The 24103-nt window shown below is 72.6% G+C and carries 17 protein-coding genes; 8 read left to right on the forward strand and 9 right to left on the reverse strand.

Translation table 11 applies throughout. The annotated features are described in order from the left end of the window. The first annotated feature begins 93 nt into the window (after nucleotides 1–93). Entirely contained in the window at nucleotides 94–570 is a 477-nt protein-coding gene (locus GXP74_RS26135; protein ID WP_182453681.1) for a luciferase family protein, read from the forward strand. A 61-nt stretch (nucleotides 571–631) separates the two neighbouring features. On the opposite strand, the gene GXP74_RS26140 is transcribed toward GXP74_RS26135, so the two are convergent. After that, nucleotides 632–982 (reverse strand): hypothetical protein, encoded by a 351-nt coding sequence (locus tag GXP74_RS26140; RefSeq protein WP_182453682.1) that lies wholly within the window; start codon nucleotides 980–982, stop codon nucleotides 632–634. Between the two features lie 247 nt (nucleotides 983–1229). Between GXP74_RS26140 and GXP74_RS26145 the strand changes: the two genes are divergently transcribed. Then, nucleotides 1230–2078, forward strand: coding sequence for a hypothetical protein (locus tag GXP74_RS26145; protein ID WP_182453683.1), 849 nt, complete (start codon nucleotides 1230–1232; stop codon nucleotides 2076–2078). Between the two features lie 37 nt (nucleotides 2079–2115). Here GXP74_RS26145 and GXP74_RS26150 read toward each other — a convergent pair whose 3' ends face one another. Continuing rightward, nucleotides 2116–3579 carry an MFS transporter gene (locus GXP74_RS26150; protein WP_182453684.1) on the reverse strand — a complete coding sequence of 488 codons (1464 nt, stop codon included), beginning with the start codon at nucleotides 3577–3579 and terminating at the stop codon, nucleotides 2116–2118. 304 nt (nucleotides 3580–3883) lie between these two features. On the opposite strand from GXP74_RS26150, the gene GXP74_RS26155 reads away from it, so the two are divergent. After that, complete coding sequence (locus GXP74_RS26155) at nucleotides 3884–5575, forward strand: penicillin-binding transpeptidase domain-containing protein (protein WP_182456647.1); 1692 nt, start codon at nucleotides 3884–3886, stop codon at nucleotides 5573–5575. Between the two features lie 16 nt (nucleotides 5576–5591). Here the strand turns inward: GXP74_RS26155 and GXP74_RS26160 are convergent, their stop codons facing one another. Then, the gene (locus tag GXP74_RS26160; RefSeq protein WP_182453685.1) at nucleotides 5592–6563 is read right to left on the reverse strand and encodes a LysR family transcriptional regulator; all 972 of its coding nucleotides are present in this window, start codon (nucleotides 6561–6563) and stop codon (nucleotides 5592–5594) included. Nucleotides 6564–6732: 169 nt separating this feature from the next. Here GXP74_RS26160 and GXP74_RS26165 point away from each other — a divergent pair, with 169 nt between their 5' ends. Then, on the forward strand, nucleotides 6733–7950 hold the full coding sequence (locus GXP74_RS26165) for an MFS transporter (protein ID WP_182453686.1): 1218 nt from the start codon (nucleotides 6733–6735) through the stop codon (nucleotides 7948–7950). Here GXP74_RS26165 and GXP74_RS26170 read toward each other — a convergent pair. The 5 genes from GXP74_RS26170 to GXP74_RS26190 all read right to left on the reverse strand — a co-directional run bounded on the left by GXP74_RS26170 (nucleotide 7935) and on the right by GXP74_RS26190 (nucleotide 16957). Then, a complete protein-coding gene (locus GXP74_RS26170) occupies nucleotides 7935–11402 on the reverse strand; it encodes a S8 family serine peptidase (RefSeq protein ID WP_182453687.1) in 3468 nt (1155 codons plus the stop codon). The two genes, GXP74_RS26165 and GXP74_RS26170, sit on opposite strands and share 16 nt — an antisense overlap. A 375-nt stretch (nucleotides 11403–11777) precedes the next feature. Further along, nucleotides 11778–13772: a hypothetical protein gene (locus tag GXP74_RS26175; protein WP_182453688.1), complete on the reverse strand. Its 1995-nt coding sequence runs from the start codon at nucleotides 13770–13772 to the stop codon at nucleotides 11778–11780. A gap of 10 nt (nucleotides 13773–13782) precedes the next feature. Further along, a complete protein-coding gene (locus GXP74_RS26180) occupies nucleotides 13783–14619 on the reverse strand; it encodes a carbohydrate ABC transporter permease (protein WP_225448199.1) in 837 nt (278 codons plus the stop codon). 35 nt (nucleotides 14620–14654) lie between these two features. After that, nucleotides 14655–15599 carry a carbohydrate ABC transporter permease gene (locus GXP74_RS26185; protein WP_182453689.1) on the reverse strand — a complete coding sequence of 315 codons (945 nt, stop codon included), beginning with the start codon at nucleotides 15597–15599 and terminating at the stop codon, nucleotides 14655–14657. A gap of 50 nt (nucleotides 15600–15649) precedes the next feature. Then, nucleotides 15650–16957: an extracellular solute-binding protein gene (locus GXP74_RS26190; RefSeq protein ID WP_182453690.1), complete on the reverse strand. Its 1308-nt coding sequence runs from the start codon at nucleotides 16955–16957 to the stop codon at nucleotides 15650–15652. A gap of 231 nt (nucleotides 16958–17188) precedes the next feature. Here GXP74_RS26190 and GXP74_RS26195 point away from each other — a divergent pair, with 231 nt between their 5' ends. The 3 genes from GXP74_RS26195 to GXP74_RS26205 all read left to right on the forward strand — a co-directional run bounded on the left by GXP74_RS26195 (nucleotide 17189) and on the right by GXP74_RS26205 (nucleotide 22228). Further along, complete coding sequence (locus GXP74_RS26195; protein ID WP_225448200.1) at nucleotides 17189–18439, forward strand: ROK family transcriptional regulator; 1251 nt, start codon at nucleotides 17189–17191, stop codon at nucleotides 18437–18439. A gap of 383 nt (nucleotides 18440–18822) precedes the next feature. Further along, nucleotides 18823–21318: an RICIN domain-containing protein gene (locus GXP74_RS26200; protein WP_182453691.1), complete on the forward strand. Its 2496-nt coding sequence runs from the start codon at nucleotides 18823–18825 to the stop codon at nucleotides 21316–21318. A gap of 214 nt (nucleotides 21319–21532) precedes the next feature. Next, complete coding sequence (locus GXP74_RS26205; RefSeq protein WP_182453692.1) at nucleotides 21533–22228, forward strand: peptidylprolyl isomerase; 696 nt, start codon at nucleotides 21533–21535, stop codon at nucleotides 22226–22228. Nucleotides 22229–22303: 75 nt separating this feature from the next. On the opposite strand, the gene GXP74_RS26210 is transcribed toward GXP74_RS26205, so the two are convergent. Beyond that, nucleotides 22304–22999 (reverse strand): type 1 glutamine amidotransferase domain-containing protein, encoded by a 696-nt coding sequence (locus GXP74_RS26210; RefSeq protein WP_182453693.1) that lies wholly within the window; start codon nucleotides 22997–22999, stop codon nucleotides 22304–22306. A 93-nt stretch (nucleotides 23000–23092) separates the two neighbouring features. On the opposite strand from GXP74_RS26210, the gene GXP74_RS26215 reads away from it, so the two are divergent. Next, nucleotides 23093–24028 carry a LysR family transcriptional regulator gene (locus GXP74_RS26215; RefSeq protein WP_182453694.1) on the forward strand — a complete coding sequence of 312 codons (936 nt, stop codon included), beginning with the start codon at nucleotides 23093–23095 and terminating at the stop codon, nucleotides 24026–24028. Nucleotides 24029–24103: the final 75 nt, after the last annotated feature.

Raw genomic sequence — 24103 nt, forward strand, 5'->3', positions numbered from 1 at the left:
ACACTCTAACCACCGGTTGCTGACCGGCAGGTGACCATATCCAACTCGGCGAAGGGGTAGCCGGAGTCGTGGGGTCCCGGCGATGATGGGGCCATGAAGGCTGCATGTCGCGCCTGGGAACAGCTGGAGTCCTGGGCCGACCTCACCACCGCACCCGCCAGTTGCGGCCAGGGCCGGGCCCTGATCGCGAACGGCGGCGAGATCGCCCACCTCCACAACGACCACGACGCCGATCTGAACCTGACCGACGAGGCCATCGAGCGGATGCGCACGGAGCTGGAGCAGTCCACCGCCGTACGCCTGCACTCGGGTACCGGTTGGGTCACCCTGCGTCTGGACTGCGACCAGGACGCCGAACTGATGGTCTCCCTGGTCAGTATCGCGCTCCAGGCGCACGACCGGCACCGGCCGCGGACCCCGGTCCGGCCGTGCAACCTCGGTCACATCTCGATCATGCACGCGGAGCAGCAGTCCGCGGGCGCCGGGAAGTCCGGTGCGCCGCGCAGGTTCCACGTGCCCCGGCTCGCCCTCGGACGGGCCCGCCCGCAGCAGGGCCGCCGGATGGCCTGAGCCGGTCGGCGGCGGACGCCCGCTCCTCGCGGGGTCCGCCGCCGAAGGCAGCGAGGGGGCGTCAGCGCCCGTCGGCGGTATCGGGGTCGCCGACCACGGCGAGCCGGTGACCGGCGGCGTCCAATCGCTCGCGCAGCACCCGCGCCGCGTACTCGCGCGGCACCGATCTGAGGCCGAAATCCCAGTAGGCGCGCCGCTGGACCTCCCGCACGGCCACCACCGGCACCGTTCCGGCGCCGGGGCGCCGCCGGGCGTGGGCGATGGCCCGGTCGGCCGCCTTGTCCAGCTGCCCCCGGTAGCGGTGCGCGGACACCCGGTGCAGCTCCGGCCCGCAGCGTCGGCCGCGACGCACCCGGCCCAGGGCCATGACCGGCAGCACCGCCGCGAAGGCGGTCAGGAGTCGGGTGTGCATGAGGTCTCCAATCGGCCCGTTTCGTCCCCGGGCCGGAGCCATTGTCCGGGTCGGCACCTAACAGCGGGGTAACAGCGTCCGGGCCCCGGAACCGGCTGTCCGGCGCCCTCGGATCCGGCAACGGCGGGGCCCCGGAGAGGCTTTATAGTCGGCTCAGCCGAGTGGTGTCCCCCGTCGGCGCGGCAGCGCGCGGGGTGTGCTCGGAGTGCGCGTTGCTGATCCGAGAAGGCCACACGAGAGGGATGTCATGCGAGGTTCGGCCAAGCCGTCGGGGTCGGGGCGGGAGCCGCTGGCCGCCAAGGTCCCGGAGATCACCGCGCTGTTCTGGGTGGTCAAGATCCTGACCACCGGCATGGGCGAGGCGACCTCGGACTTCCTGGCGAACGGCAACCTGGCCGTGGCCGGGGTGGTCGGCTTCGGCCTGTTCTGCTTCGCGCTGTGGCTGCAGTTCCGGGTGCGGCGCTACCACTCGGCGGTGTACTGGCTGGCGGCGGTCTCGGTGGCGGTCTTCGGCACCATGGCCGCCGACGGGCTGCACGTCGGCCTCGGCGTCCCGTACGTGGGCACGGTCACCCTGTACGCGGTGTTCCTGATCGTGGTGCTGGTCACCTGGTACCGCAGTGAGGGGACGCTGTCGATCCACAGCATCACCACCCGGCGGCGCGAGGTCTTCTACTGGTGCACGGTGTTGGCGACCTTCGCGCTGGGCACCGCGCTCGGCGACTTCGCGGCGGTCACGCTGAACCTGGGCTTCCTCGACTCCGGGCTGGCGTTCGTCGCGCTGATCGCGGTGCCGCTGCTGGCCTGGTGGAAGTTGGGCATGAACTCGATCCTGGCGTTCTGGTTCGCCTACGTGGTCACCCGGCCGCTCGGTGCGTCCTTCGCCGACTACCTGGGCAAGCCGAAGTCGATCGGCGGCGTGGGCTTCGGCGACGGCACGGTGGCCGCGGCGGCGTCCGTGGTGATCATCGCGCTGGTGGCCTACGCGATGGTCTCGCGCGGCGACGTCCAGCGCCCGGCCGAGGCCGGGCCCGCCGGGGCGCCCCGCGACGACGACACCGTGCGACTGCTCTCGGTGAACCTCCCGCGGGAGTAGCCCGGCGGCGGGCGGTGACCGGTCAGTGGGGGGGACCTCACGGGCCCCCGCCCGACGCGTTCCCCCGCGCGTTGCCCCGCGCCGTCCGGCCCGGGCGGCGGGCGACCGTGGTCCAGCCGAGCACCGCGCAGGCCGTCAGTACCGCGAAGGCCGCGGCGATCCCGGTCCGGCCCGGGACCAGGTGCAGGGTCAGCGTGACGGCGGCGACGCCGAGCGCGGTGCCGAGGCCCCGGGTCATGTTGACCATGCCGCCGCCGGTTCCGGCGGCGGTGGCCGGGACGGCCCGCATCACGGCGGTGTTGTTGGCGGGCAGGAAGACCCCCAGCGCCAGTCCCAGCAGCGCCAGCGGCGCGGGCAGCAGGGCCTCCCGCAGCGGCAGCAGCGTCATCAGCGCGAGTGCGAGGACGCAGCCGAGGGTTCCGGCACGGCTGCGGGCGCGGTTGTCCCAGGCCGGTGGCAGCAACCGGTCGGCCAGGGTGGCGGCGACCGCGAAGCCGACCGGCAGCGCGGTCAGCACCAGGCCGGACTGGAGCGCGCCGATGCCCTGCCGGGCCAGGCCGACCGGGACCAGCACCAGCGGGCCGAACAGCACCAGGTAGCCGCAGAGCCCGCCGAACAGCCCCGGCGCCGTCCCGCCGGTGCGCAGCAGTCGCAGGTCCACCAGCGGGTCGGCGCAGCGGGCCTGGCGGCGGACGAAGGCCCAGCCGGCGGCCACGGCCAGTGCCAGCAGCGCGGCGGCGGCCCACTGCGGCAGGCCGAGACCGGAGGCCACCGACAGGGCGAGCAGCAGCGCGGTGGTGGAGGCGGCCAGCAGCGCCACCCCGGGCAGGTCGATCCGGTCGCCGCCGGAGCGCTGCCGGGTGCGCGGCAGCAGGTAGTGCCCGGCGACCAGGGCGACGATGCCGACCGGGACGTTGATGCCGAAGACCCAGCGCCAGCCGATGGTGTCGACCAGCGCGCCGCCGATGGTCGGGCCGAGGGCCAGCCCGATCGCCTGTCCGGCGGCCTGCATGCCCAGGGCGGCGCGCATCCTCTCCGGCGGGGCGCTGGTGGTGACCAGCGCGACGCTGTTCGCCTGGAGCATGGCCGCGCCCGCCGCCTGGACCACCCGGAAGACGATCAGCAGGCTCAGCGTCGGGGCCAGTCCGCAGGCGGCGGAGGCGGCGGTGAACAACCCGAAGCCGTACAGGTAGACGAGCTTGCGCCCGTGCTTGTCGGACAGTCGGCCGACCGGGATGAGCAGCGCGACCAGCGTCAGCATGTAGGCCAGCGAGACCCACTGCACGGCCGCGAGCGGGGTGTGGAACTGGTTCCGCAGCGCTTGGTAGGTGAGCGTGACGATGCTGGCGTCGAGCTGGCCCATGAAGGCGCCGAAGCAGACGGTGGCCACCGCCAGCCGCCAGGCCCAGGGGCGGGTGCGGATCAGCTCGGGGCGTGGTCGCTCCCAGGTGAGCAGCGCCCAGCCGCGCGGGCGGCGAAGGTCGGAGTCTGACAGGGCCATGGCTTCCTCATCCCGCGGGACCGGCGTCGACGGTGGCGTACTCCGACCATACCTCTGTCACCGATATATTCGGAAGACGAGATAGTAGGATCTAGACATGACGAGAGCATGAGCAATTCTGTGTGCGACATGATCTGTGCCAGAGTCGCCGTGAACACCCCCGGCGACCGGCTCGCGACGCACAGCGAAGGTCCGGGATCCTCTCAGCAACGGCCCCGGGGCGAAACCGACCGCGGCGATCCTTCATCCTGATGTGAAGAGGACACTCGCGCCGCGACCGGGGCGCGACCGATTTGGGGTGGATATGAACGGCGGCGTCAAGGCCGGAGTGATAGGCGCGTGTGTGGTGGTGCTCGCGGCGGGCGGGTACGGCGCGTACCAGCTGGTCGGCAAGGGCGGTGTCGGGGGCAGTCCGAAGCCGGACCCCTCGGCGACGATGATCTCGGCCACGCCGCCGACGGATCCGCTGGCACTGAAGCAGGCCCAGGCCTTCCTGGACGCGTGGGCCTCGGGGGCCGCCGGCTACCCGAAGGCCGCCGCCGACACCGACGCCGCGGCCACCGCGCAGCAGGCGCTGACCAGCTACAGCAGCGGGCTCGGCCTGAGCACGATCGCCTTCGGCAAGCCGCTGACGGCGGTGCCGGACCCGGCCGTCCCGAACGCCGTCAAGGTGGGATTCACCGTCACCGCCAAGGTCGGCGGCCCCACCGGGCACCTCTGGTCGTACCCGGACTCCCTGGACGTGGTGCAGACCAACAGCGGTGTCACCTCGGTCAGGTGGAGCAGCGCGGTGCTCTACCCGAAGCTCGGGACGGGCCAGTCGCTGAAGGCCGGAGCGGTTCCGGCCGCCCCCGGCACCGCGACCGTCCTCGCCTCCGACGGCACCCCGCTGACCGCGGCCAAGTACCCCTCGCTCACCCAGATCATCCCCACCATCGCCGGCAGCGCCGAGGGCCTGCGGGCGGTGACCGGGGGCAGCGGCGGCAGCGGGGTGGTGGTCACCAACGCCGCCGGCACCACCGTCTCCACCGTCAAGGTCTTCACCCCGGCCACCGGCGGCACCATCACCACCACCATCAACGCCTCGCTCCAGGCGGTCGCGGAGCAGGCGGTGGTGGCCCCCACCCTGGACGGCAAGCCGGGCTCGGTGGTGGCGCTGGACCGCACCAACGGCCACATCCTGGCCATCGCCTACAGCGGGCACAGCGGCAACACCGCCATCAACGCCGAGCTGGCCCCGGGCTCCACCATGAAGATCATCACCTCGGCGGCGCTGTTCGACGACGCCGGGCTCAACCCGTCGAGTCCGGCTCCGTGCACGGCCGACGTGGTGGCCGACGGCCAGGTGTTCCACAACGACAGCGACATCACGGCGAACCCCAGGACCACCATCGAGCAGGGCTTCGCCGAGTCCTGCAACGCCTCCTTCATCAAGGACGGCTACGACGACCTGGTGCACGGCAGCGACGCCACCGCGCTGGCCAAGGAGGCCGACGACGTGTTCGGGCTCGGCAACTGGGACATAGGCGGTGGCGTCGAGACCGCCAACCCGCAGGTGCCGATGAACCCGGCCGGCTCGAACGCGGCGGCCGACCTGATCGGCCAGGGCACGGTCACCATGAACCCGCTGGTCCTGGCGTCACTGGCGGCGACCGTCCGGGACGGCGCGTTCCACCAGCCGATCATCCTGCCCGGACAGCCGCAGCCCCCGGCCGCGAAGGCGATGAACCCGACCACCGACGGCTACCTGCGGCAGATCATGGCCTTCGACGCCAACAACTCGATGGGCACCGCCTATCCGCGGATGAACCAGATCCCCGGCAGCGGCGCCAAGACCGGCACCGCCGAGGTCGGCCCGACCGGCAACACCACCACCAACGGCTGGTTCACCGCCTACGACGACAACATCTCCGCCGCCGCGCTGGTCCAGGGCGGCACCACCGGTGTCGGCACCGCCGGGTACATCGTGCAGAGCCTGCTGAACGCCGACCACTGACCGCTCACGCCCGCGCTCACGGCCGGGTGAGCAGCGCCGCGTCCTCGGCCGGCAGCCAGCTGCCGGCCGGTCGGCGCAGCCAGCCCTCGCGCGCGCTCAACGCGCGGGCGGCCTCGCACAGCGCCGCCAGCCCGGGATGCCGCAGGTCGGGGCGGTGCACCAGGCTGACCAGGCTGAGTGGTACCGGTCGAATCAGTGGCCTGGTCACGGTGTTGGGGATGTCCGGGCCGCCGGTGGTGGTCAGCACCGGATCGCGGTGCCGCCCGACGTAGTGCGCCATCTCGTCCACGCCGACCGGCGGCGAGTACGGCGGCGCGGCGGCGAGGCCGTGCTCGGCCAGCAGGCGGCTGCCGAGGTCGCTCCACTCGGTGGTGGCCGGGTTGCCCGCGCAGATGTCGACCCGGTAGCCGTGGAGCTCGCGCAGCGGGACCGACCGCCGCGCCGCCAGCGGATGGTCCTCGGCCAGGATCACCGCCATCGGCTCCACCCGCAGCGGGACGTGGTGCAGTTGCTCGCGGACCCGGGCCGGCAGGCCGGAGAAGCGGCCGAAGGAGACGTCGAGCCGCCGGGCCAGGATCTCGGCCGCGCCGGCGGCCAGCCCGCCGTGGAACCGGGCCAGCAGTTCGGCCTCCGGGGCGTTGCCGCGGGCCAGGGCGAGGATCCGGTGCGCGGTCAGGTCCGGTCCGGCCAGGCCGGGGCTGCTCAGGTCGACCAGCAGCGGCCCGGCGGTGTCGCCGCGGGCGATCTCGTCGTGCAGTGCGAGCAGCCGGACGGCCCTGGGCAGCAGCCGCTCCCCGGCGGATGTGAGTTCCACCCTGCGAGTGCTGCGGTCGAACAGGTTGAGGCCCAACTGCCGTTCCAGGGACTGGATGTCGCGGCTGACGGCCTGCTGGGCGAGCGGGATCCGGGCGGCGGCCCGGCCGAAGTGCAGCTCCTCGGCCACGGCGACGAAGGCCCGCAGCAGGCGGGGGTGGATGTCGGCGGGCACCGGCCCAGGTTAACAACCCCGGCCGGATTGACAACACAACTGTGTCAGTCGCCCGGAAAAGGTGTTGGACCAGCGGTGACGTCACCGCCAGGCTGGTGCCTCCACCCCAGTGCCCAGCCCCAGTGCCCAGCCCCAGTGCCCAGCCCGGGGCCGTCCCGTCAGGAGCCCTGTGTTCTCCGGTTACCGCCGCATATTCGACGCCCCCGGCAGCGCCGCCTTCGCCGTCAGCGGCCTGCTGGCCCGGTTCCCGATCGGGATGACCGGCGTCGGTGCGATCTTCATGATCACCGCGGCACGCGGCTCCTACGGCCTGGCGGGTGCGCTGTCCGCCACCGTGCTGCTGGTGGTGGCGGCGGCCGGGCCGCAGCTGGCCCGGCTGGTGGACCGGCACGGACAGGCCCGGGTCGCGGTCCCGGCGCTGGTGGTGGCGGTGGCCGGCGGGCTGGCGGAGCTCCTCTGCCTGCGCCTCCACGCCCCCGGTTGGACGCTGTTCGTCAGCGCCGCCGTCACCGGCCTCGGCCCCAACTTCGGTTCGCTGTCCCGGGCCCGCTGGTCGGCGCTGCACCAGGGCGACGAGGCGGCGCTGCACAGCGCGTACTCGCTGGAGTCGGTGCTCGACGAGCTCTGCTTCATCCTCGGTCCGCTCGCGGCGACCGCGCTGGCCACCACGCTCTTCCCGGCGTCCGGCTTCCTGGCGGCGATGCTGCTGCTGCTCGCGGGCGGGCTGGCGTTCTGCGCGCAGCGACGCAGCGAGCCGCCGGTGCGCCGGGGCCCGGCCGGTACCCGGGGTTCGGCGCTGAGCTCGCCCGGGCTGCGGATCCTGGTCGCCTCGCTGCTGGCCACCGGCGGGGTGTTCGGGATCATCGAGATCACCACCATCGGCTTCGCCGACGCCCACCACCACAAGGCCTACGCCAGCCTGGTGCTGGCCTGCTACGCGTTCGGCTCCTGCCTGTCCGGGCTCGCCTTCGGCAGTTGGCGGCCCAGGGCGAGCGCGGCCGAACGCCTGCCGCGGTGCCTGCTGGCGATGACCGTCAGCCTGGCTCCGCTGCCGTTCGTGGGGAGCCTGCCGGTACTCGCCGGGGCGCTGCTGCTGGCCGGGCTGACCACCGCGCCGACGATGGTGACCAGCATGGCCCTGGTCCGCGAGTGCGTCCCGGCCGTCCGGCTCACCGAGGGCTTCAGCTGGGCCACGACCGGCCTGCTGCTCGGCGTCTCGGCGGGAGCCGCGGTGGGCGGCTGGGCGGTCCAGCACCTGGGACCCGGTGTCGGCTACCGGATCCCGGTGGCGACCAGCGCGCTGGCACTGCTGATCGCCCGCGCCGGTGCCCGCGCACTGCGCGGGCACCGGCAGGGGGTCCGTACCGACGGTCAGCCGACGGTGTAGCTGTACGGCAGGGCCGCCAGTACGTCACCGGAGACGGACAGCAGGTACTCGTTGGTCTCGCTGATCGCGTTCGGCGCGGACACCAGGTAGAGCACACCGTGCACCTGGCTGCCCTTCGCCCCGCTCGGGGTGACCGTCACCTGGAGGGTGACGGTGGCTCCGGGCTGGACCAGCACCGGGTGCGCCGGGGCCGCCGAGGCGTTGACCGAGGCCGCGAACGGGTCGCCCGCGCTGGAGGACACCGCCTGGTCGAAGCCCTGGGTGAGCGCCGAGGCGGTGACCGTGGTGCTGCCCGCCGGAGCGCCGGCGACCGGGAACGGCCCGACCTGCTGCACGAACGCGGCCCAGAGGCCGGGCGCGACCCGGTCCCCGGAGGCGGCGACCGAGCGGGCGGTGGAGACCGTCGAACCGTTCTGGGCGGCGGTCAGGCTGCCGAAGACGTCCGGCAGGCCGGTGTTGTTCTCCAGCTCCAGCTGCGCCGGGGTGGTGGACACCGCCGTCGACTCGACCGCGGCCGTGCCCGGGGGCACCAGGAAGCTCGGCGGGAACGCGCTGCTCACCGGCAGCGGCACGGTCGCCGGGCCGATCGGCGCCAGCGCGAGCTGGGCCAGCGTGTCGAGCCGGCCGTCGACGCCCAGCCACTGCGGCGCGCCGGTGGTGTTCCGGTAGCTGACCTCGACCTGGGCGGGCTTGCCCGCCGCCAGCCGGGTACCGGTACCGGTGGGCAGGCCCTTGGCCGTGGCCCGGTCCCGGTCGAAGCCGATGGTGCCGGTGTACTGCTGGGAGAGCTCGGCGCCGCTCACCGGGTTGGCCACCTCGACCACGAACCGCCAGCGTCCGGGCACCGGGTCGAGCGCGGTGGTGGACAGGGTCGGCCCGGTGCCGGTGGGCACGCCCTGCGCGTTCAGCAGGTAGTTGCTCTCCGAGTCGACCGGGTTGTTGTCCGGACTGATCAGCACGCCCTGGACGGCCACGTCGGAGTCCTCCGCGAGGGCCAGGCCGACCTGGAGGTCCTTCTTGCCGCTGGGCACGTCGAAGGCGTAGGTGGAGGTCTGCGCCTGGGCGGCCTCGCGGGCGTTGCCGCCGGTGATCGTCCCGGTGAAGCTGCCGGAGCCGCCGGAGGTGTCGACCAGGGCGCGCAGGGTGACCGGGACGCTGAGCCGCTGCCCGTGCGAGCCGGTGACGTCGACCGACTCGGAGCTGTCACCGCTGCTCGCCGGGGTGGTCAGCCGGACGTGGAAGGTCGCCGTGTGTCCGGGCGCGACCGTCAGCGAACGGGGGCTGACGCCGCCGTCGGTGACCGCCCGCTGGGTGGCGGTGTCCAGCAGTACCGGACCGGTGAACCCGGCCGTCCCGGACGCCGTGTAGAGGATGGCGGTCCAGGTGCCCGCGACCGGGTGCGCCACGTCGACCAGGCCGAAGTTGGCCGACACCGCGCCGCCCTGCGGCCTGGTGTTGGTCTCGAACCGGCCCGAGGGGTCGAGCAGGGTCAGCCGGACGACCGGGGTGACCGAGGCGCCGCCGGACTGCTGGGCCGCGCCCTGCCAGGCGATGGACGCGGCCAGCCGGGCCGCGCCGGACGGGACCTGGAAGGTGGTCTTCCGCTCGACCCAGGACGCGCCGTTGGTCGGGTAGACGAAGGGCTGGTCGGTGCTGGAGTCGAGCTGGACCGTCTGGGTGCTGTCGGCCAGCGGCGCGAAGGCGCGGGTGGCCGCGCTGACCGTGGTCGGCTTGGTGCCGGTGTTGGCCACGGTGACGTTCTCGTTGTGGACCGAGCCGGGGTGGCCGGTGATGTCGAGCTGACCCGTGGTCACCGCCAGGCTCTCGGCGGGGTCGGCGGCGGATCCGGCGTGGTAGCCCTCGGCGGCCTGGACCGCGGCCCGGGCGTCGACCAGTCCCGCGCCCTGCTCCGAGGACGGCAGCCCGAGGTCCGCGGCGGTGCCCTCCAGCAACTGCTTCACCAGCGCCGGGGTGGGCGAGGCGCCGTGGTGGGTGTTCCGGTAGGCCTCGATCACCAGCGCCGCCGCACCCGAGGTCAGCGGCGCGGCCTCGCTGGTCCCGCCGAACGCCTGGATGTCGCTGGGCCGGCCCGCGTAGTTCACGCAGTCCGAGTACCTGGCGGTGTCGGCCGAGCAGAGCGCCCAGTTGGCCTCGCCGGGCGCCACCAGGTCGACGGTGCCGCCGTCCTGGGTGTAGCCGCCCGAGGAGAGGGCCGAGATCTGGTTGTTCGCCCAGGTGCCGTTGGACTGCCGGGCCAGCGCGTAGCCGGTCTGCTCGTAGAGCTGGGAGTCGGTGGAGGCGCCGACCGAGATGACGTTGGGGTCCGAGGCCGGGTTGCCGATGGTGCCGGTGACCCCGGCGTCCCCGGAGGACGCGACCACGGTGACCCCGGCCGCGGCGGCCTCGCCGTTGAACACCTGCAGGGTGTCGCCGAGCCCGCTGTCCGGGGTCTCGTTCTGGATGAAGGACTCGTTCAGGACGTCCACGTGGGCCACGGTGACCGCGTAGTTGATGGCCTGGAGGATGGACGAGGTGCTGAACACGTTGCCGTCGGCCTTCAGCACCACCAGCGAGGCGCCGGGCGCGACGCCCTGGATCCGGATGTCGCAACCGGCCGGGAGCGGGTACGCCGGGTTGACGTACTGCGAGAGGTCGTAGGAGACCCGGCCCTGGGCCGCGATCGAGGAGGCGTCACCGAAGGCCTCACCACCACCGGTCGGGGCGCTGGTGCCGACACCGGAGAAGTCCTCGTAGTCGGCGACCACGTGCTGGCCGTCGGCCCGGATGAAGTCGGGGTTGTCCGGGTCCAGGCCGTCGGCTATCAGTCCGACCTTGACCCCGGAGCCGTCCACCACGGCGGAGGCGCCGGGCGCGCCCGGGCTGCTCGCCACGTGCATGGAGTAGAGCGCTTCCGGCTCCAGCAGCGGCTTGGACGGGCTGGACGGGCAGACCGCCTGCGGGCTCGGCGCCGCCTGGGTCTTCCGGGCCGAGGGCGTCGCGGCGCCCTTGCCCGGGGCGGCCGGGGCGGTGGTGTGCGCCGGGGCGGTGGTGTTCGCCGGGGCCACTGGCACGGCCAGGTCCGGCACCACCGAGGCCACCGCCGGGTCGGCCGCCAGCGCGGCCTCCAGCGCCGGGCTGACCGTGGCCGAGAACGCGTTGCCGAGGACATAGCTGACGATGTGCGTCGCCCCGGCCGCCCTGGCCTCGGCGATCAGTGGCTGCTGTGCGGCAGCGGTCTGCTGTTCGCGCGCGCTGAGATGGTCCGCGTCCGCGGGGACGGCCGCCAACTGGTCCTTGAGCACCACGATCACCGGGACCGGGGCGCCGCCGGTCGCGGTCGTGGCCGGGGCAGCGGTCACCGGTGCGCCGTTGGCGTTGGCGCCCATGGTCAGGACCACGGACGCGGCGGTGATGGTGACCGCTGCAAGTTTCGCCTTGCGCCAGCCGATCATCGATATCCCTTCGTCAGAAGTGACGTCGGGGGGAGCGGACCGAGTCGCGGTCGGCACTTGCGAGACGTGCGTATCATCTCGGAACACCCCTCCCGGCAAGCTCAGGCATTCCAACGCACTTGATGCCACTCTGACAAGGGGGTGATTCGCCCGGCTCCGGGGCTGAACGGAAGGCATGAGTCCGGTCTGCCTCCCACCGCAGCTCAGCGCCGTTCGCGGGGCGCACCTGCAACGATGCCACCTGATGGATCATCAGATATTGGCACCCCGGCCCGGGGTGGCGACAGCCACGACCGGCATGACTGACGACATGTCAGAGCGGGCCGGTGGCAGTCGCCGCCACCGGCCCGCTCCCCCCTCCCCCGGGGTGGCCGGTCACTCCCAGGCGAGGACCAGCCACCCCCGGTCCGGGAGCTCCTGCTCGACGCACACCCGCGCGCCGAGCACGGCGGCGGGCACCGGCCTCGGCTGCGCCAGCGGCGCCAGCAGGGTCGCCCGGGGCTCGGTCGGCGCCCGCGGGTAGTCCACCCGTACCCGCGCCGGATCGGCGCAGCCGTTGCCGACCGCCAGCCGCCGTACGCCGTTGGCCCGCGACAGCTGCGGGATCAGGTACGGGCCGCCGCTGACCAGCGGCAGCCGTGGCTGGTCGCCCTCCAGGAAGCGGACCATCGCGTGCAGCAGGCGCTGCCCGTCGTCGTTGTACGGGAGTTCGTCGACCGCGGTGGCCGCCAGCACCGCTACCCGGCCGCCGAGTTCGTTGCGGAAGCCGAAGCGCCCGGTCCCCCAGTCGCGGCCGTCCGGGGTCACCACCGCCGTCCACCGCCGGGCCGCGTCGACCGGCTCCAGCCGGGCCAGCGCGGGCTGGACGTTGACGCTGAGCAGCATGCCCACCGCGCTCGGGTCGTCCGCCAGCAGTACCTGTTCGGCGGCGTAGGGGCCGGAGGCCGTCCGCTCCTCCCGGTCGACCAGCCGGGCCTCGCGCAGGCCGAGCAGGGAGCCGAAGCCGCGCTCGACCAGGACCGCGGCGGCGACGCCGTCCAGCAGCAGCCCGCCCGCGAGCAGCGCGCGCACCTCGTCGTCGTCGAAGGCCCGGGCGAGCTGCCCGAACAGCGCGGCCACCGGCGCCGGACCGGCGGTGATCGGGACGCCGAACCGCAGCAGGAAGTCCGCGGCCGGTCCGGGACCGGCCGCCAGCGCCTCCAACTCGGGTGTGTGAGCCTGCACATGGGCGGCCGCGTCCTGCTTGAAGGGCACCGAGACGCCCTCGGTCACCAGGTCGCGCGGCTGCTGGTCGGCGATCCAGTCCAGCGCCGGGCGCGACCGCGACAGCAGGTCGCCGACCTCGGGGAAGCGGTCGGCCCGCCGGGCGTGCATCGGGTGGACGTTGAGCAGCAGCGCGTCCGATCCGGCCAGTTGCGCGGCGGCCATCTCCGACCAGGTCTGCGTGTCCGACTTGGACCAGGCGGTGTGCGGCCAGTTCTCCACCTCCGGCTCGCAGCCCGCGGTGGCCGGGCGGAGCGCCCGCTGGAGTTCCAGCGTCCATACCGAGAAGCTGAGTTCGCGTCCGGGGGCGTCGCTGTAGGGGGCGAAGTGGGGCCGGTGGGCGACCCGGCCCTCGACCGCGAGCGCGTCGAACAGGGCGGGCCAGTCCCGGCCTTCGATCGAGGTGGTGTCCAACCAGGAGCTCATCAGCCCGAGTTGCGAGCGTCCACCGGAGCGTTCGGCGACGGTGTCGGCGAGCAGCCGGGCGACCTCCAGTTGCGCGGTGCGCCAGACCTGCTGCAACTGGGCCCGCCAGGGGTGCGGCGGCCCGGGGGCGGTGATCGCCGCGACCAGCTGTTCGCGGGTCGGCCGCGCGCCGCTGAGTTCGGCGAAGCGTCGCAGCATCAGCGGTTCGAAGCCGCCGCCCCAGGACAGCGGGGCGTGGTTCTGGTAGCGGAAGTCGTCCTCGATCCAGAGCACCCGGAAGCCGAGTTCGGCGTACCGGCCGTAGTGGTCGGTGAGCCAGCGGCGCCAGCGGGGGCAGGCGAACGAGGCCTGGGCGGTGGCGGTCTCGCCGGTGGGCGAGACCATCGGGGCGAAGCCGAGGTCCTCCCGGCGGCCCCGGTCGGCGTGGCCGACGGTGACCCACGGGTTGAGGCTGACCCCGATCCCGGCGTCGAGCAGGACCGACCGGGCCTCGGCGACGGTCTCGAACCAGCTGTCGGCCTCGGCCCCGGTCAGGTGCCCGGTGTACAACTCCTCGGCGTCGAGCAGCAGTACGACCTCGTCCACCGAGGCGGCGGCGCAGGACTTCGCCAGCGCGACGGCGTCCGCGCGGGCGTCCGGGCCGGGGTGGATCTGGAATCTCAGGTGGTAGCGGGCCGGCACGGCCGCCTCCTCATTTGACGCTGCCGGCGACCAGGCCGGAGCGCCAGAAGCGTTGCAGGGACAGGAACAGGACGACGAGGGGGACGGCGGAGAGCATCGCGGCGGTGATGACGATGTTGAACGGGACCGAGGAGCTGCCGATCCCGCGCAGCGACTGCCAGCCGACGATGCCGACGGTGACCGGCTGCAGGTTGCTCTTGGCCAGCATCAGCACCGGCAGCAGGTAGTTGGTCCAGATGCTGACGAACTGGAAGAGGAAAACGGTGACCAGCGCGGGCGCCATCACCCGCATGGAGATGGTCGCGAAGATGCGGAACTCCCCCGCTCCGTCCATGCGTCCGGCCTCGATCAGCTCGTCCGGGACCGAGGCCCCCGCGTAGATCCGGGAGAGGTAGACCCCGAACGGGCTGACCATGCTCGGCAGCAGCACGCCCCAGTAGGTGTTCACCAGGTGGACCGGGGAGAACATCAGGTACAGCGGGATGGCCAGCAGCGGCTGCGGAATCAGCACCGCGGCGAGCACCAGGTTGAAGGTGAACTCCCGCCCCCGGAACCGGTACTTGGCCAGGGCGTAGCCCGCCATCGCGGACAGCAGGGTGCTCACGGCGGCGCCGCCGACGGCGTAGACGGCGCTGTTCAGCAGCCAGCGCGAGAAGATCCCGCCCTGCTCCGCGAAGACCGTGCGCACGTTGCCGAAGAAGGCGAAGTGGCCGAACCAGAAGCTGTTGCCGGTGAACAGCCCGGAGCTGGTCTTGGTGGACGAGACCAGCAGCCACCACACCGGGGCCAGGAAGTAGACGGTGGCCAGCAGCATCACGCCCAGGGTCAGCCACCGGGTTATCTCCAACTGCCTTTTCCTGGGGCCGGTCCCGGTCGTGTCGGTCACAGCGTTTCCCCCCGTCGTTGCATGAATTTGAGGAAGCCGAAGGACAGCACGAACGCGAGCACCGCCAGGATCACCGACTCCGCCGCCGCCGCGTTGAAGTTGTTGTTGTTGATCTGGTCGTAGGCGGCGAAGATCGGCGTGTAGTCGCTGCTGAGGTTCGGTGCGACGTTGTGCAGGATGGCGGGCTCGTTGTAGAGCTGCGCGGTGCCGATGACCGAGAACACGGTGGTCAGCACCAGGGCCGGACGGACCATCGGCACCTTGATGTGCCAGGCGATCCGCAGCGGCGAGCAGCCGTCCATCCGCGCCGCCTCGCTGAGTTCGGCCGGGATGGCCTGTAGCGCGGAGTAGATGATCAGCATGTTGTAGCCGGTCCAGCCCCAGGTCAGCATGTTGCCGATGGTGGGCGCCAGCAGCGCGTTGGAGGTGAGGTCCAGGTGCAGGCCCAGGTGGTGGGCGGCGGCGGTGATCGGGCTCAGGCCCGGCGCCACCAGGTAGGACCACATGATGGCGCCGATCACGCCGGGGAGCGCGTAGGGCAGGAAGAAGGCCAGCCGGAAGAACCGCTTGAACAGCGTCCGCCTGGCGTCCAGCAGCAGCGCCAGGGCGAGCGCGAGCAGCAGCATCACCGGTACCTGGACGATGCCGATGAGCAGCACCCGCAGCAGCGAGCCACGGAAGGCCGGATCGTCCAGTGCGGTGCTGTAGTTGCCCAGGCCCGCGAAGACGGTGGTGGGCGCGGACAGGCCGAGGCCGTCGTGGTGGGTCCTGAACAGGCTCTGGTAGACGGTGTACCCGATCGGCGCGAGGTACATCCCGGCGAAGAGGACGGCGAACGGGGCGATGAAGGCGGCTGCCGTCCTGGACTGTCGGCGCTGGTGGTGCGCGGGGCGTCGCGGGGTCCGGGCGACGGCCGGTGGTTCGGTGGTGGCGCTGGTCATGGTGGGAATCCCTCTCCGACCGTCGGGGCGGGGTGCGCGGCTGCCGCCGGTCAGCCGCCGGAGACGCTCAGGCCCTGCTGCTTCATCTCGGAGACCGTCTTGCTCTGCACCGTGCCGAGGACCGCGGGGAGTCGGGCACTGCCTGCCTCCACCGTGCCGAGGCCGTCCGCGAGGTCGTTGGAGGCCTGGGTCATCGTCGGGCCCCACTGCCATTCGGTGTTGATGTGCGGCATCTCGGCCTTGAACACGTCGAAGATGGTCTGGCCGCCGTAGAAGGGGTCGGCGGCGGTCAGCGCCGGGTTGTCCAGGCCGGCGGTGGCCGCCGGGTAGATGCCGGTGACCTTGATCAGGTTGCTCAGGCTGCCGGGGTCGGTGCTCATCCAGGTGGCGAACTCGGCGGCCTGCTTGCTGTCCTTGCAGCCGCTGAGCACGGCGGTGGCCGAGCCTCCGTCGTTGCCGTACTGCGGGTTGGCGGCGTCCCACACCGGCATCGGGGCGACCGCCCAGTCGCCGGAGGTGGTCTTCACGCTCGACGCCAGGATCGGGGTGTCCCAGACCGCGTTGACGTCGGAGAGGATCTTGCCCTTGGCCATGTCGCTGTACAGCGAGGGGTCGTAGCTCGGGTCGTTCTTGAGCAGCCCCTGGCTCTCCAGGCCCTGCCAGAACCCGGCGACCTTCTGGTTGGCCGCGCTGTCCACGCTGACCTGCCACTGGTCGCCGCCGGTGCCGAACCACTGCGCGCCCGCCTGCCAGGCCAGGCCCGCGTAGTTGTACGCGTCGTTGCCGAAGTCGCCGAGGTAGACGGACGGGTCGGCGTGGTGCACCTTGGCCGCGTCGGCGGCGTACTCGGCCCAGGTCGCCGGGGGCTGGGTGATGCCGTACTTGGCGAACAGGTCCTTGCGGTAGAGCAGCGCCATCGGGGCGGTGTCGACCGGCGCGCCGTAGGTCTTGCCGTCGATGGTGACCTGGTTCCAGGTCCAGGCCGCGAACTGGCTCCGGTCGGCGCTGACGTCCTGGGTGACGTCCTGCAGCGCCCCGGCCGCCGCGAAGCTGGGCAGCGTCTCGTAGCCGACCTGGGCCAGACAGGGGGCGTTGCCCGCCTTCACCGCGGTCAGCATCTTGGTGTAGCCGCCCTTGGCACCGGAGGCGGTGGTGTCGAAGGTGACCTGGATGTCCGGGTGGGACTTGTTCCACAGCGCGACCGACTGGGCGTAGCCCGGTGCCCAGCCCCAGAAGTCCAGCTTCACCGGGCCGCTCGCGGTGCTCCCGGTGCTGCCGGAACCGCCGGAGCCGCTGGAACCGCATCCGGCCACGGCGGTGGCCATGGCGGCGGTGGCCACGACGACGGCAACGCGCATCCATCTGACTCTCACGCTGGGAACTCCTTCGGCTGGGGCATGGCCCGGACGGGTCCGGGGAATGCCTTGAGGGGGCCTATTAGTTCGGCTATTGTCCGAACTAACTCTGGTAAAGTCAACAGGTACGTGGGGTGGATTCGGGACTGCCCCCCAGCTGGCCCTGGATCCACCAGACTTCAGGGCGCGGGGCTGCGCGAGGCAGCCAACCGCCGGACCGGTGAGGAGCACGTGGTGACAACAGCCCGCAGCCTGGCGATGACGGGATCGGCCAAACCGACCGATCGCGCGTCCATCCGCCGTACCAACCTGGGCCTGGTGCTGCGCCTGCTGCGGGACTCCGGCGCGCGCTCGCGGGCCCGCATCGCCACCGACACCGGCCTGCCCAAGGCCACCATCTCCAGCCTGATCGGCGAGCTGGTCGAGCACGGCCTGGTCATCGAGGGCGAGTTGGAGCGCGACGGCGCGGTCGGCCGCCCCGGGCACGCGGTCGAGGTGGACGGCCGGACGGTCTGCGGCCTCGGGCTGGAGGTCAACGTGGACTACCTCAGCGTGATCGCGCTCAACCTGCGCGGCGACCTGGTCGCCGAGGACCGGATCGCCGTGGACGTGCGCGAGGCCGGTCCGGAGTCCGTCCTCGACAGCCTCGCCCGGCTCACCCGGGACACCATCGCCGCGCTGCGGGAGCGCGGGATCCGCAGCCTGGGGGTGACCATCGCCGCGCCCGGCATGATCGACCTCGACTCCGGCACGGTCAGCTACGCGTCCAACATCGGCTGGCGCGGCGTCGCCGCCGTGGACGGGCTGCGGCGGCGGCTCGGCCCGGCCGCCCCGCCGATCCACCTGGAGAACGACGCCAAGCTCGGCGCGGTCGCCGAGTACCTGGTCGCCTCGGCGGCCGGGATCCACGACCTGCTCTACCTGACCGGCGAGACCGGCGTCGGCGCCGGGATCATCGCCGGTGGACGGCTGCTGCGCGGCACCGCCGGATTCGCCGGCGAGGTCGGCCACCTGCCGCTCGGACTGGACGGCCCCCCGTGCGCCTGCGGGCGGACCGGCTGCTGGGAGACCGCGGTGGGCCTGGCCGCGCTGCTGCGCTACGCCGCCGACCCGGACGACATGGTCTGCGACCCGTCGGTGGACCTGGTCCAGCGGTTGGCCGAGCTGCGCCGCCGGGCCGACTCCGGCGACCAGCGCACGCTCACCGCACTGGAGCGGATTGCCGACGGGCTCGGCCCGGGACTGGTGCTGCTGCTGGACGTGCTGAACCCCCGACTCGCGGTGCTCGGCGGCTACTTCGCCTACTTCGGCGACTACCTGATCGACACCGTGCGGCGCCAGGCCAACACCTCGGTGATGGCGCCGAACGCCGGTGGCTGCGAGATCGGCCTGTCCACCCTCGGCTTCACCGCCGCCGCCCGGGGCGGGGCCTACCTGGCCCTGGACACCGTGTACGAGGACCCGATCGGCGCCGTGTCACCCTGACCCGGCCCCCCGGCCGGGAGCGGCCGACGTGTTGGATGTTGTGCCGATCGGTGTCTTGACAGCCGCGGATGTCCAGCCCAAGCTACCCCTGTGTGACTGAAGATGAGCGAAACAGCGCAGTAGCAATCAAATCCGATCACGATGCCTGCCGTTGACTGAGCTGTCCCCCGGACAGCCCGGCCGCCTCCGCCGCGCCCGCGTACCCGACCCCTCCTCCACGGGCCCGGCGGACGCCCCGGCACGCCGGGCGCCGCGCCCCGGTGATCACCGCCGTCCCGGCAACCGCCGACAGTCACCGCTCCCGCGCCCACCGGCCCCGGGCCGGTTCGGCGCACCTCCAACACCCGCACTCCCCCTGACAGTTCGACCGAAGGGACCCCTCAGTGCCACACCTTCGAAGGGCGCTAGCAGCCGCAGCGACCACCCTCGCCCTGCTCACCGGCGGCGCGTTGACCCCGGCCGTCGCCTCGGCGGCCACCCCCAGCGCCGGCTACACCGTCTCCATCGGCTCGACCGGCAGCTTCAACTACGCGGACGACACCCCGGCCAGCGGCTACATCGACAAGGACGGCACCTTCTACTTCCAGTCCTCGCACTCGCTGTACGGCGCCACCGACCCCCGCTCCTGGGACTTCTACACCGGGACGAACTTCGACACCGCCAGTGACGACACCGCGATCGACAACGCGGTGAACCCGGCCAACGCCAAGGACTCCAACGCCGACACCACCTGGCGCTGCGACAACAGCCCCACCGGCCTGGAGGCCACCACCGCGGGCTCGGGCTCCGGCTACGCCGAGGCCAACTACTGCGACCTGGTGGGGGTCTGGGTCGATCCGGACACCGGGAACTGGTACGGCCTGGTGCACGACGAGTTCACCCCGCAGCCCTTCGGCGACGGGCTGCACTACGACTCCATCGACTACGCCGTCTCCACCGACCAGGGGAAGGTGTGGAGCATCAAGGGCCACGTGATCACCTCCCCCTACAGCACCGCCCGCGACGACACCGCCGCCTTCCCGAACCAGACCTACGACTACGGTGACGGCGACCCGAGGCTCTACGTGGACACCGCCTCCGGGTACTTCTACGTCTACTACGGCTCCCGGATCGTGCCCAAGGGCGGGGTCGGCGGCAGCACCGGCGGCCTGGCGCACGTCGCCCGCGCGCCGATCTCCGGCAAGATGGCGACCGGCACCTGGCAGAAGTGGTACGACGGCGCCTGGTCGCAGCCCGGCGTGGGCGGCCAGGAGAGCAACATGGAGCCGGTGACCGCCGCCGATCCGAACGGCTACACCCCGGTCGCCGGGGACTACAGCCCGAAGACCACGGGCAATGTCGACCAGCAGGTCGCGGCCGGTGAACTGCCGTCCAAGTCACCGCTGTTCATCATGAACATCACCTACGACGCCTACCTCGGCCTGTACCTCGGCGAACCCGAGGTGGTCTCCGGCGTCCAGCCGCAGCAGTTCTACGCCACCTCGAACCTGGCCACCCAGAAGTGGTCCCTGATCGGCACCTCGGGCAGCGACTACACCTCCGACTCCTGGTACCGCTGGTTCGTCGACAGCGCCAACCGGACCAGTTCCACCATCGTCGGCAAGAGCTTCCGCTCGTACTGCGCCATCGCCTGCGCCCACTCCGACGGCGAGTACGCCAACGTCACCGTCGGCTCCAGCGCGCCGGTGGCCGCGCCGGTCGACCCGACCGAGGCGTACCGGATCAGCAGCGGCACCGGCCGGGTGCTGGCCCAGGTGGCCGGGAGCCCGGCGACCACCTCGCAGAGCGACGCGGGCCGGTCGAAGCAGGCCGAGTGGTCCTTCGTCAGCGACGGCGACGGCTCGTACCAGATCGTCAACATCGGCAGCGGCCGGGCGCTCGGCGTCGACTCCGGCACCACCGCGTCCCGGGCCTGGGGCACCGAGCCCACGGTCACCCCGGTCGGCGCCGCCGGTCCCACCGTCGGGCAGCAGTGGTTCGTCATCGCCGACACCAACCCCCGTACCGGCGCCAGGACCGGGAGCTACCGGCTGGTCAACCGCTACAGCCAGCTGGTGCTGGACCTGACCGGGCACGCCGGTCAGCTCACCGGGACCACGCCGACCCGCAGCTGGACCAACACCACCGGCAACGCGGTCGGCGGCCGCGGCTCCGCCGCCGAGCAGACCCTGCGGCTCACCCCCGCCGGTCGGATCCCGGGACCGGACCGGGTCAGCGTCTACACCCCGGGCGCGCAGACCGGCACCGTCGGCACCGCCGTCTCGGTCCAGGTCAACGCCGCCGACTCGACGGGCCGCACGCTCGGATTCACCGCGTCCGGGCTCCCGGCCGGGCTGTCGATCAGCTCCACCGGGCTGATCACCGGCACCCCGACCGCCTCCGGCACCGCCACCGTCAAGGTCACCGCCTCCTCCGGCCGGGCCCACGGCTCGACCGGCTTCGGCTGGACCGTCATGCCGCTCGCCCCGGACCTGACCGGCACGCACACCGTCTCACTGTCCGGTCAAGCCCTGGAGGACCCCGCCGCCTCGCAGTCGGACGGCCAGCAGCTGGACACCTCGGCGCTGACCGGCGCCCAGGACCAGAGCTGGACCTTCACCCGGCAGACCGACGGCTCGTACACGCTCACCAACGGTGCCTCGGGCCAGTGCGCCAACGACAACGGGGGGTTCACCACCCCGGGCGACTCGGTGATCCAGTGGCCCTGCGGCAGCGGCGACAACCAGGACTGGACGGTGACCGAACTGCTCTCCGGCGGCTACACGCTGACCAACGTCAACAGCCGACTGCTGCTGACCACCGCCTCGACCGCGAACGGCGCGCTGGTCACCCAGCAGCCCGACACCGGCTCCGCGCTCCAGCAGTGGACCATCCACTGACCGGTCGGCCCGCATAGCCGAACCGACCCGTGGTGGCGCGCCGGCGCCACCACGGGTCACCGCGTCGGCCCCTCCCCGGCGGGCGAGGCCGGTGCTGAGGCCGGTGCTCAAGGACACCGTGCCAGGGATTCGGTGGGGCTCACGGCGCTTGAGCGGCGGATGGTCGGGGAAGTGCGACAGGGACATGACAATAACGTCCAGCTCGGAGGTCCCGATGGCGCGCAGAAGATGGCTTCCCCTGGCGGCGGCGGTGTCGCTGGTGCTCGGCCTGGCCGGAGCCGCGCAGGCCAGCAACGTGGGCCCGGACAGCGGCGCGGCGCCGCGCGCGGTCACGGCGGTGGCCACGGCCCCCGGCTGCGGCTTCACAGCGGCGGTCCCGGCTGACCGCTTCAAGGGCATCCCGGCCTTCGACCAGGCCGAGGCGGCCCGCCCCTACACCGCGAAGCTCTACACCGACCAGGGCCTGATCGCCTTCCAGGCGCTGACCGCCCAGGCCCCGTGCACCACCTTCTCCTTCCGGTTCCTGGCCGACCACCAGTACTTCAACCGGACCCACTGCCACCGGCTCACCACCAAGGGCATCTACGTGCTCCAGTGCGGCGACCCGACCGGTACCGGCAGCGGCGGCCCCGGCTACTCCTTCAACGACGAGAACCTGGCCGGCGCCACCTACCCGGCCGGTACCGTGGCGATGGCCAACGCCGGGCCGAACACCAACGGCAGCCAGTTCTTCTTCGTCTGGAAGGACACCACCCTGCCGCCCGACTACACCCCCTTCGGCCGGGTGACCAGCGGCCTGGCGGTGCTGCGGAAGATCGCCGCCGCCGGTGAGGACGACCAGAACGGCCCCGGCGACGGCTTCCCCACCCTCCCGGTCGACATCGACCGGGTCGCGATCAGCCCCCGCTGAACCCCCGTCGGCCCCGCCGGAGCACTCCGGCGGGGCCGACGGGCAGCGGGGCGCGGGTGCTCGTCGTTCGCGGGGTCAGGACAGGTGCTTCAGCAGTTCGGTGGCCAGCGGGGCGGCGGAGGCGGGGTTCTGGCCGGTGATCAGGTTGCGGTCGACGACCACCTTCGGGGCCCAGGGCTCGCCCTCCTGGTAGTCGGTGCCGAGGGCCACCAGGCGGTCCTGGAGCAGCCACTTCGCCTTGTCGGCGAAACCGGCCTGGGCCTCCTCGGCGTTGCTGAAGCCGGTCAGCCGGTACCCGGCGAAGGGCGAGGAGCCGTCCTCGTTCCTGGCGGCCAGCAGCGCGGCCGGGGCGTGGCAGACCACGCCCAGCGGCTTGCCGGACTCCAGCGCCAGGGTGAGCAGCCGACCGGAGTCGGCGTTGACCGCCAGGTCCTCCATCGGGCCGTGGCCACCGGGGTAGAAGACCGCGTCGTAGTCGGCCAGGTCGACGTCCTCCAGCTTCAGCGGCCGCCGCAGCTCGGAGAATCCGGCGAGGGTGGCCGCGACCTGGTCGGCGCCCTCCTGGCCGCCGTTGAACGACGGGTCCAGGCTGCCCCGGTCCAGCGGCGGCTCGACGCCGCCCGGGGTGGCCACCGTGATCTCGTGTCCGGCCTGCTTGAACACCTGGTACGGGGCCGCCGCCTCCTCGGCCCAGAAGCCGGTGGGGTGCTTGCTGCCGTCCGCCAGCGTCCAGTGGTCGGCGCCGGTCAGCACGAAAAGGATCTTTGCCATCTCACAACTCTCCGGGATTCGGATGCGGCGTCGCGCCGCCTGCCCTCGAAAGATAGGCCGCCCCCGGCATCGGCACCCAATAGAATCGCCACTATGAGTGATAGGGAATCCCATGGCTCAGCGGGAATACCGCCGACGGCCGTCCCCGGGCCGGTGGACCTCAATCTGCTCCGCACCTTCCTGGCCGTGCACCGCACCAGTTCCTTCACCGCCGCCGCGCACCTGCTCGGGCTGTCGCAGCCGACGGTGACCACTCAGATCCGGGCCCTGGAGCGGCGGCTCGGCCGCGAGCTGTTCGAGCGCGGAGCACGCGGGGTGATGCCGGTACCGTTCGCGGACGAGCTGGCGGTGCGGGTGGTCGAGCCGCTGGACGCGCTTTCGGCCGTCACCGGCGGCCCGAACACCGAGGGCCTGACCGAGCCCGTCCACCTGGCCGGACCGGCGGAGCTGCTCTGCGCCCGGGTGCTGCCCGCGCTGGCCCCGCTGGTCGCGCGGGGGGTACGGCTGCGGGTGACCACCGGCCTGACCGATCCGCTGCTGGCCGCGCTCGTCGCGGGCCGCCACGACCTGGTCATCGCCACCAGCCGCCCGACCGGCCGGACGCTGCGGGCGCAGCCGCTGATGGACGAGGAGTTCGTGCTGGTGGCGGCGCCCGCCTGGGCCGAGCGGATCACCGGTGACCTGCCCGAGGCACTGGACCCGCTGCCGCTGCTCTCCTACGCCGAGGACCTGCCGATCGCCCGGCGCTACTGGCGGCACGTCTTCGGCCGTCGGCTGAACAGCCGGGCCGCGGTCACCGTCGCCGACCTGCGCGGCGTCCTGGCCGCGGTCACCGCGGGCGCCGGTTTCAGCGTGCTCCCCCGCTACCTGTGCCAGGACGAGCTGGCCTCCGGCGCGCTGGTGCTGCTGCACCGGCCCGAGGACCCGCCGATCAACACCGGCTACCTGGTGCAGCGCCCCGGCCCCAGCCCCAACCCGCACCACGTGCTGGTCCACGACGAACTGCTCCGGGCCGCCCGGGACTGGTGACCCAGGCCGCGGACACCGGCACGCGGAAGGGGCCGACCCGCGCAGGTGGCGCCTGCGGGGTCGGCCCCTTCGGGG

This window comes from Streptacidiphilus sp. P02-A3a, assembly GCF_014084105.1.
GTDB lineage: Bacteria > Actinomycetota > Actinomycetes > Streptomycetales > Streptomycetaceae > Streptacidiphilus.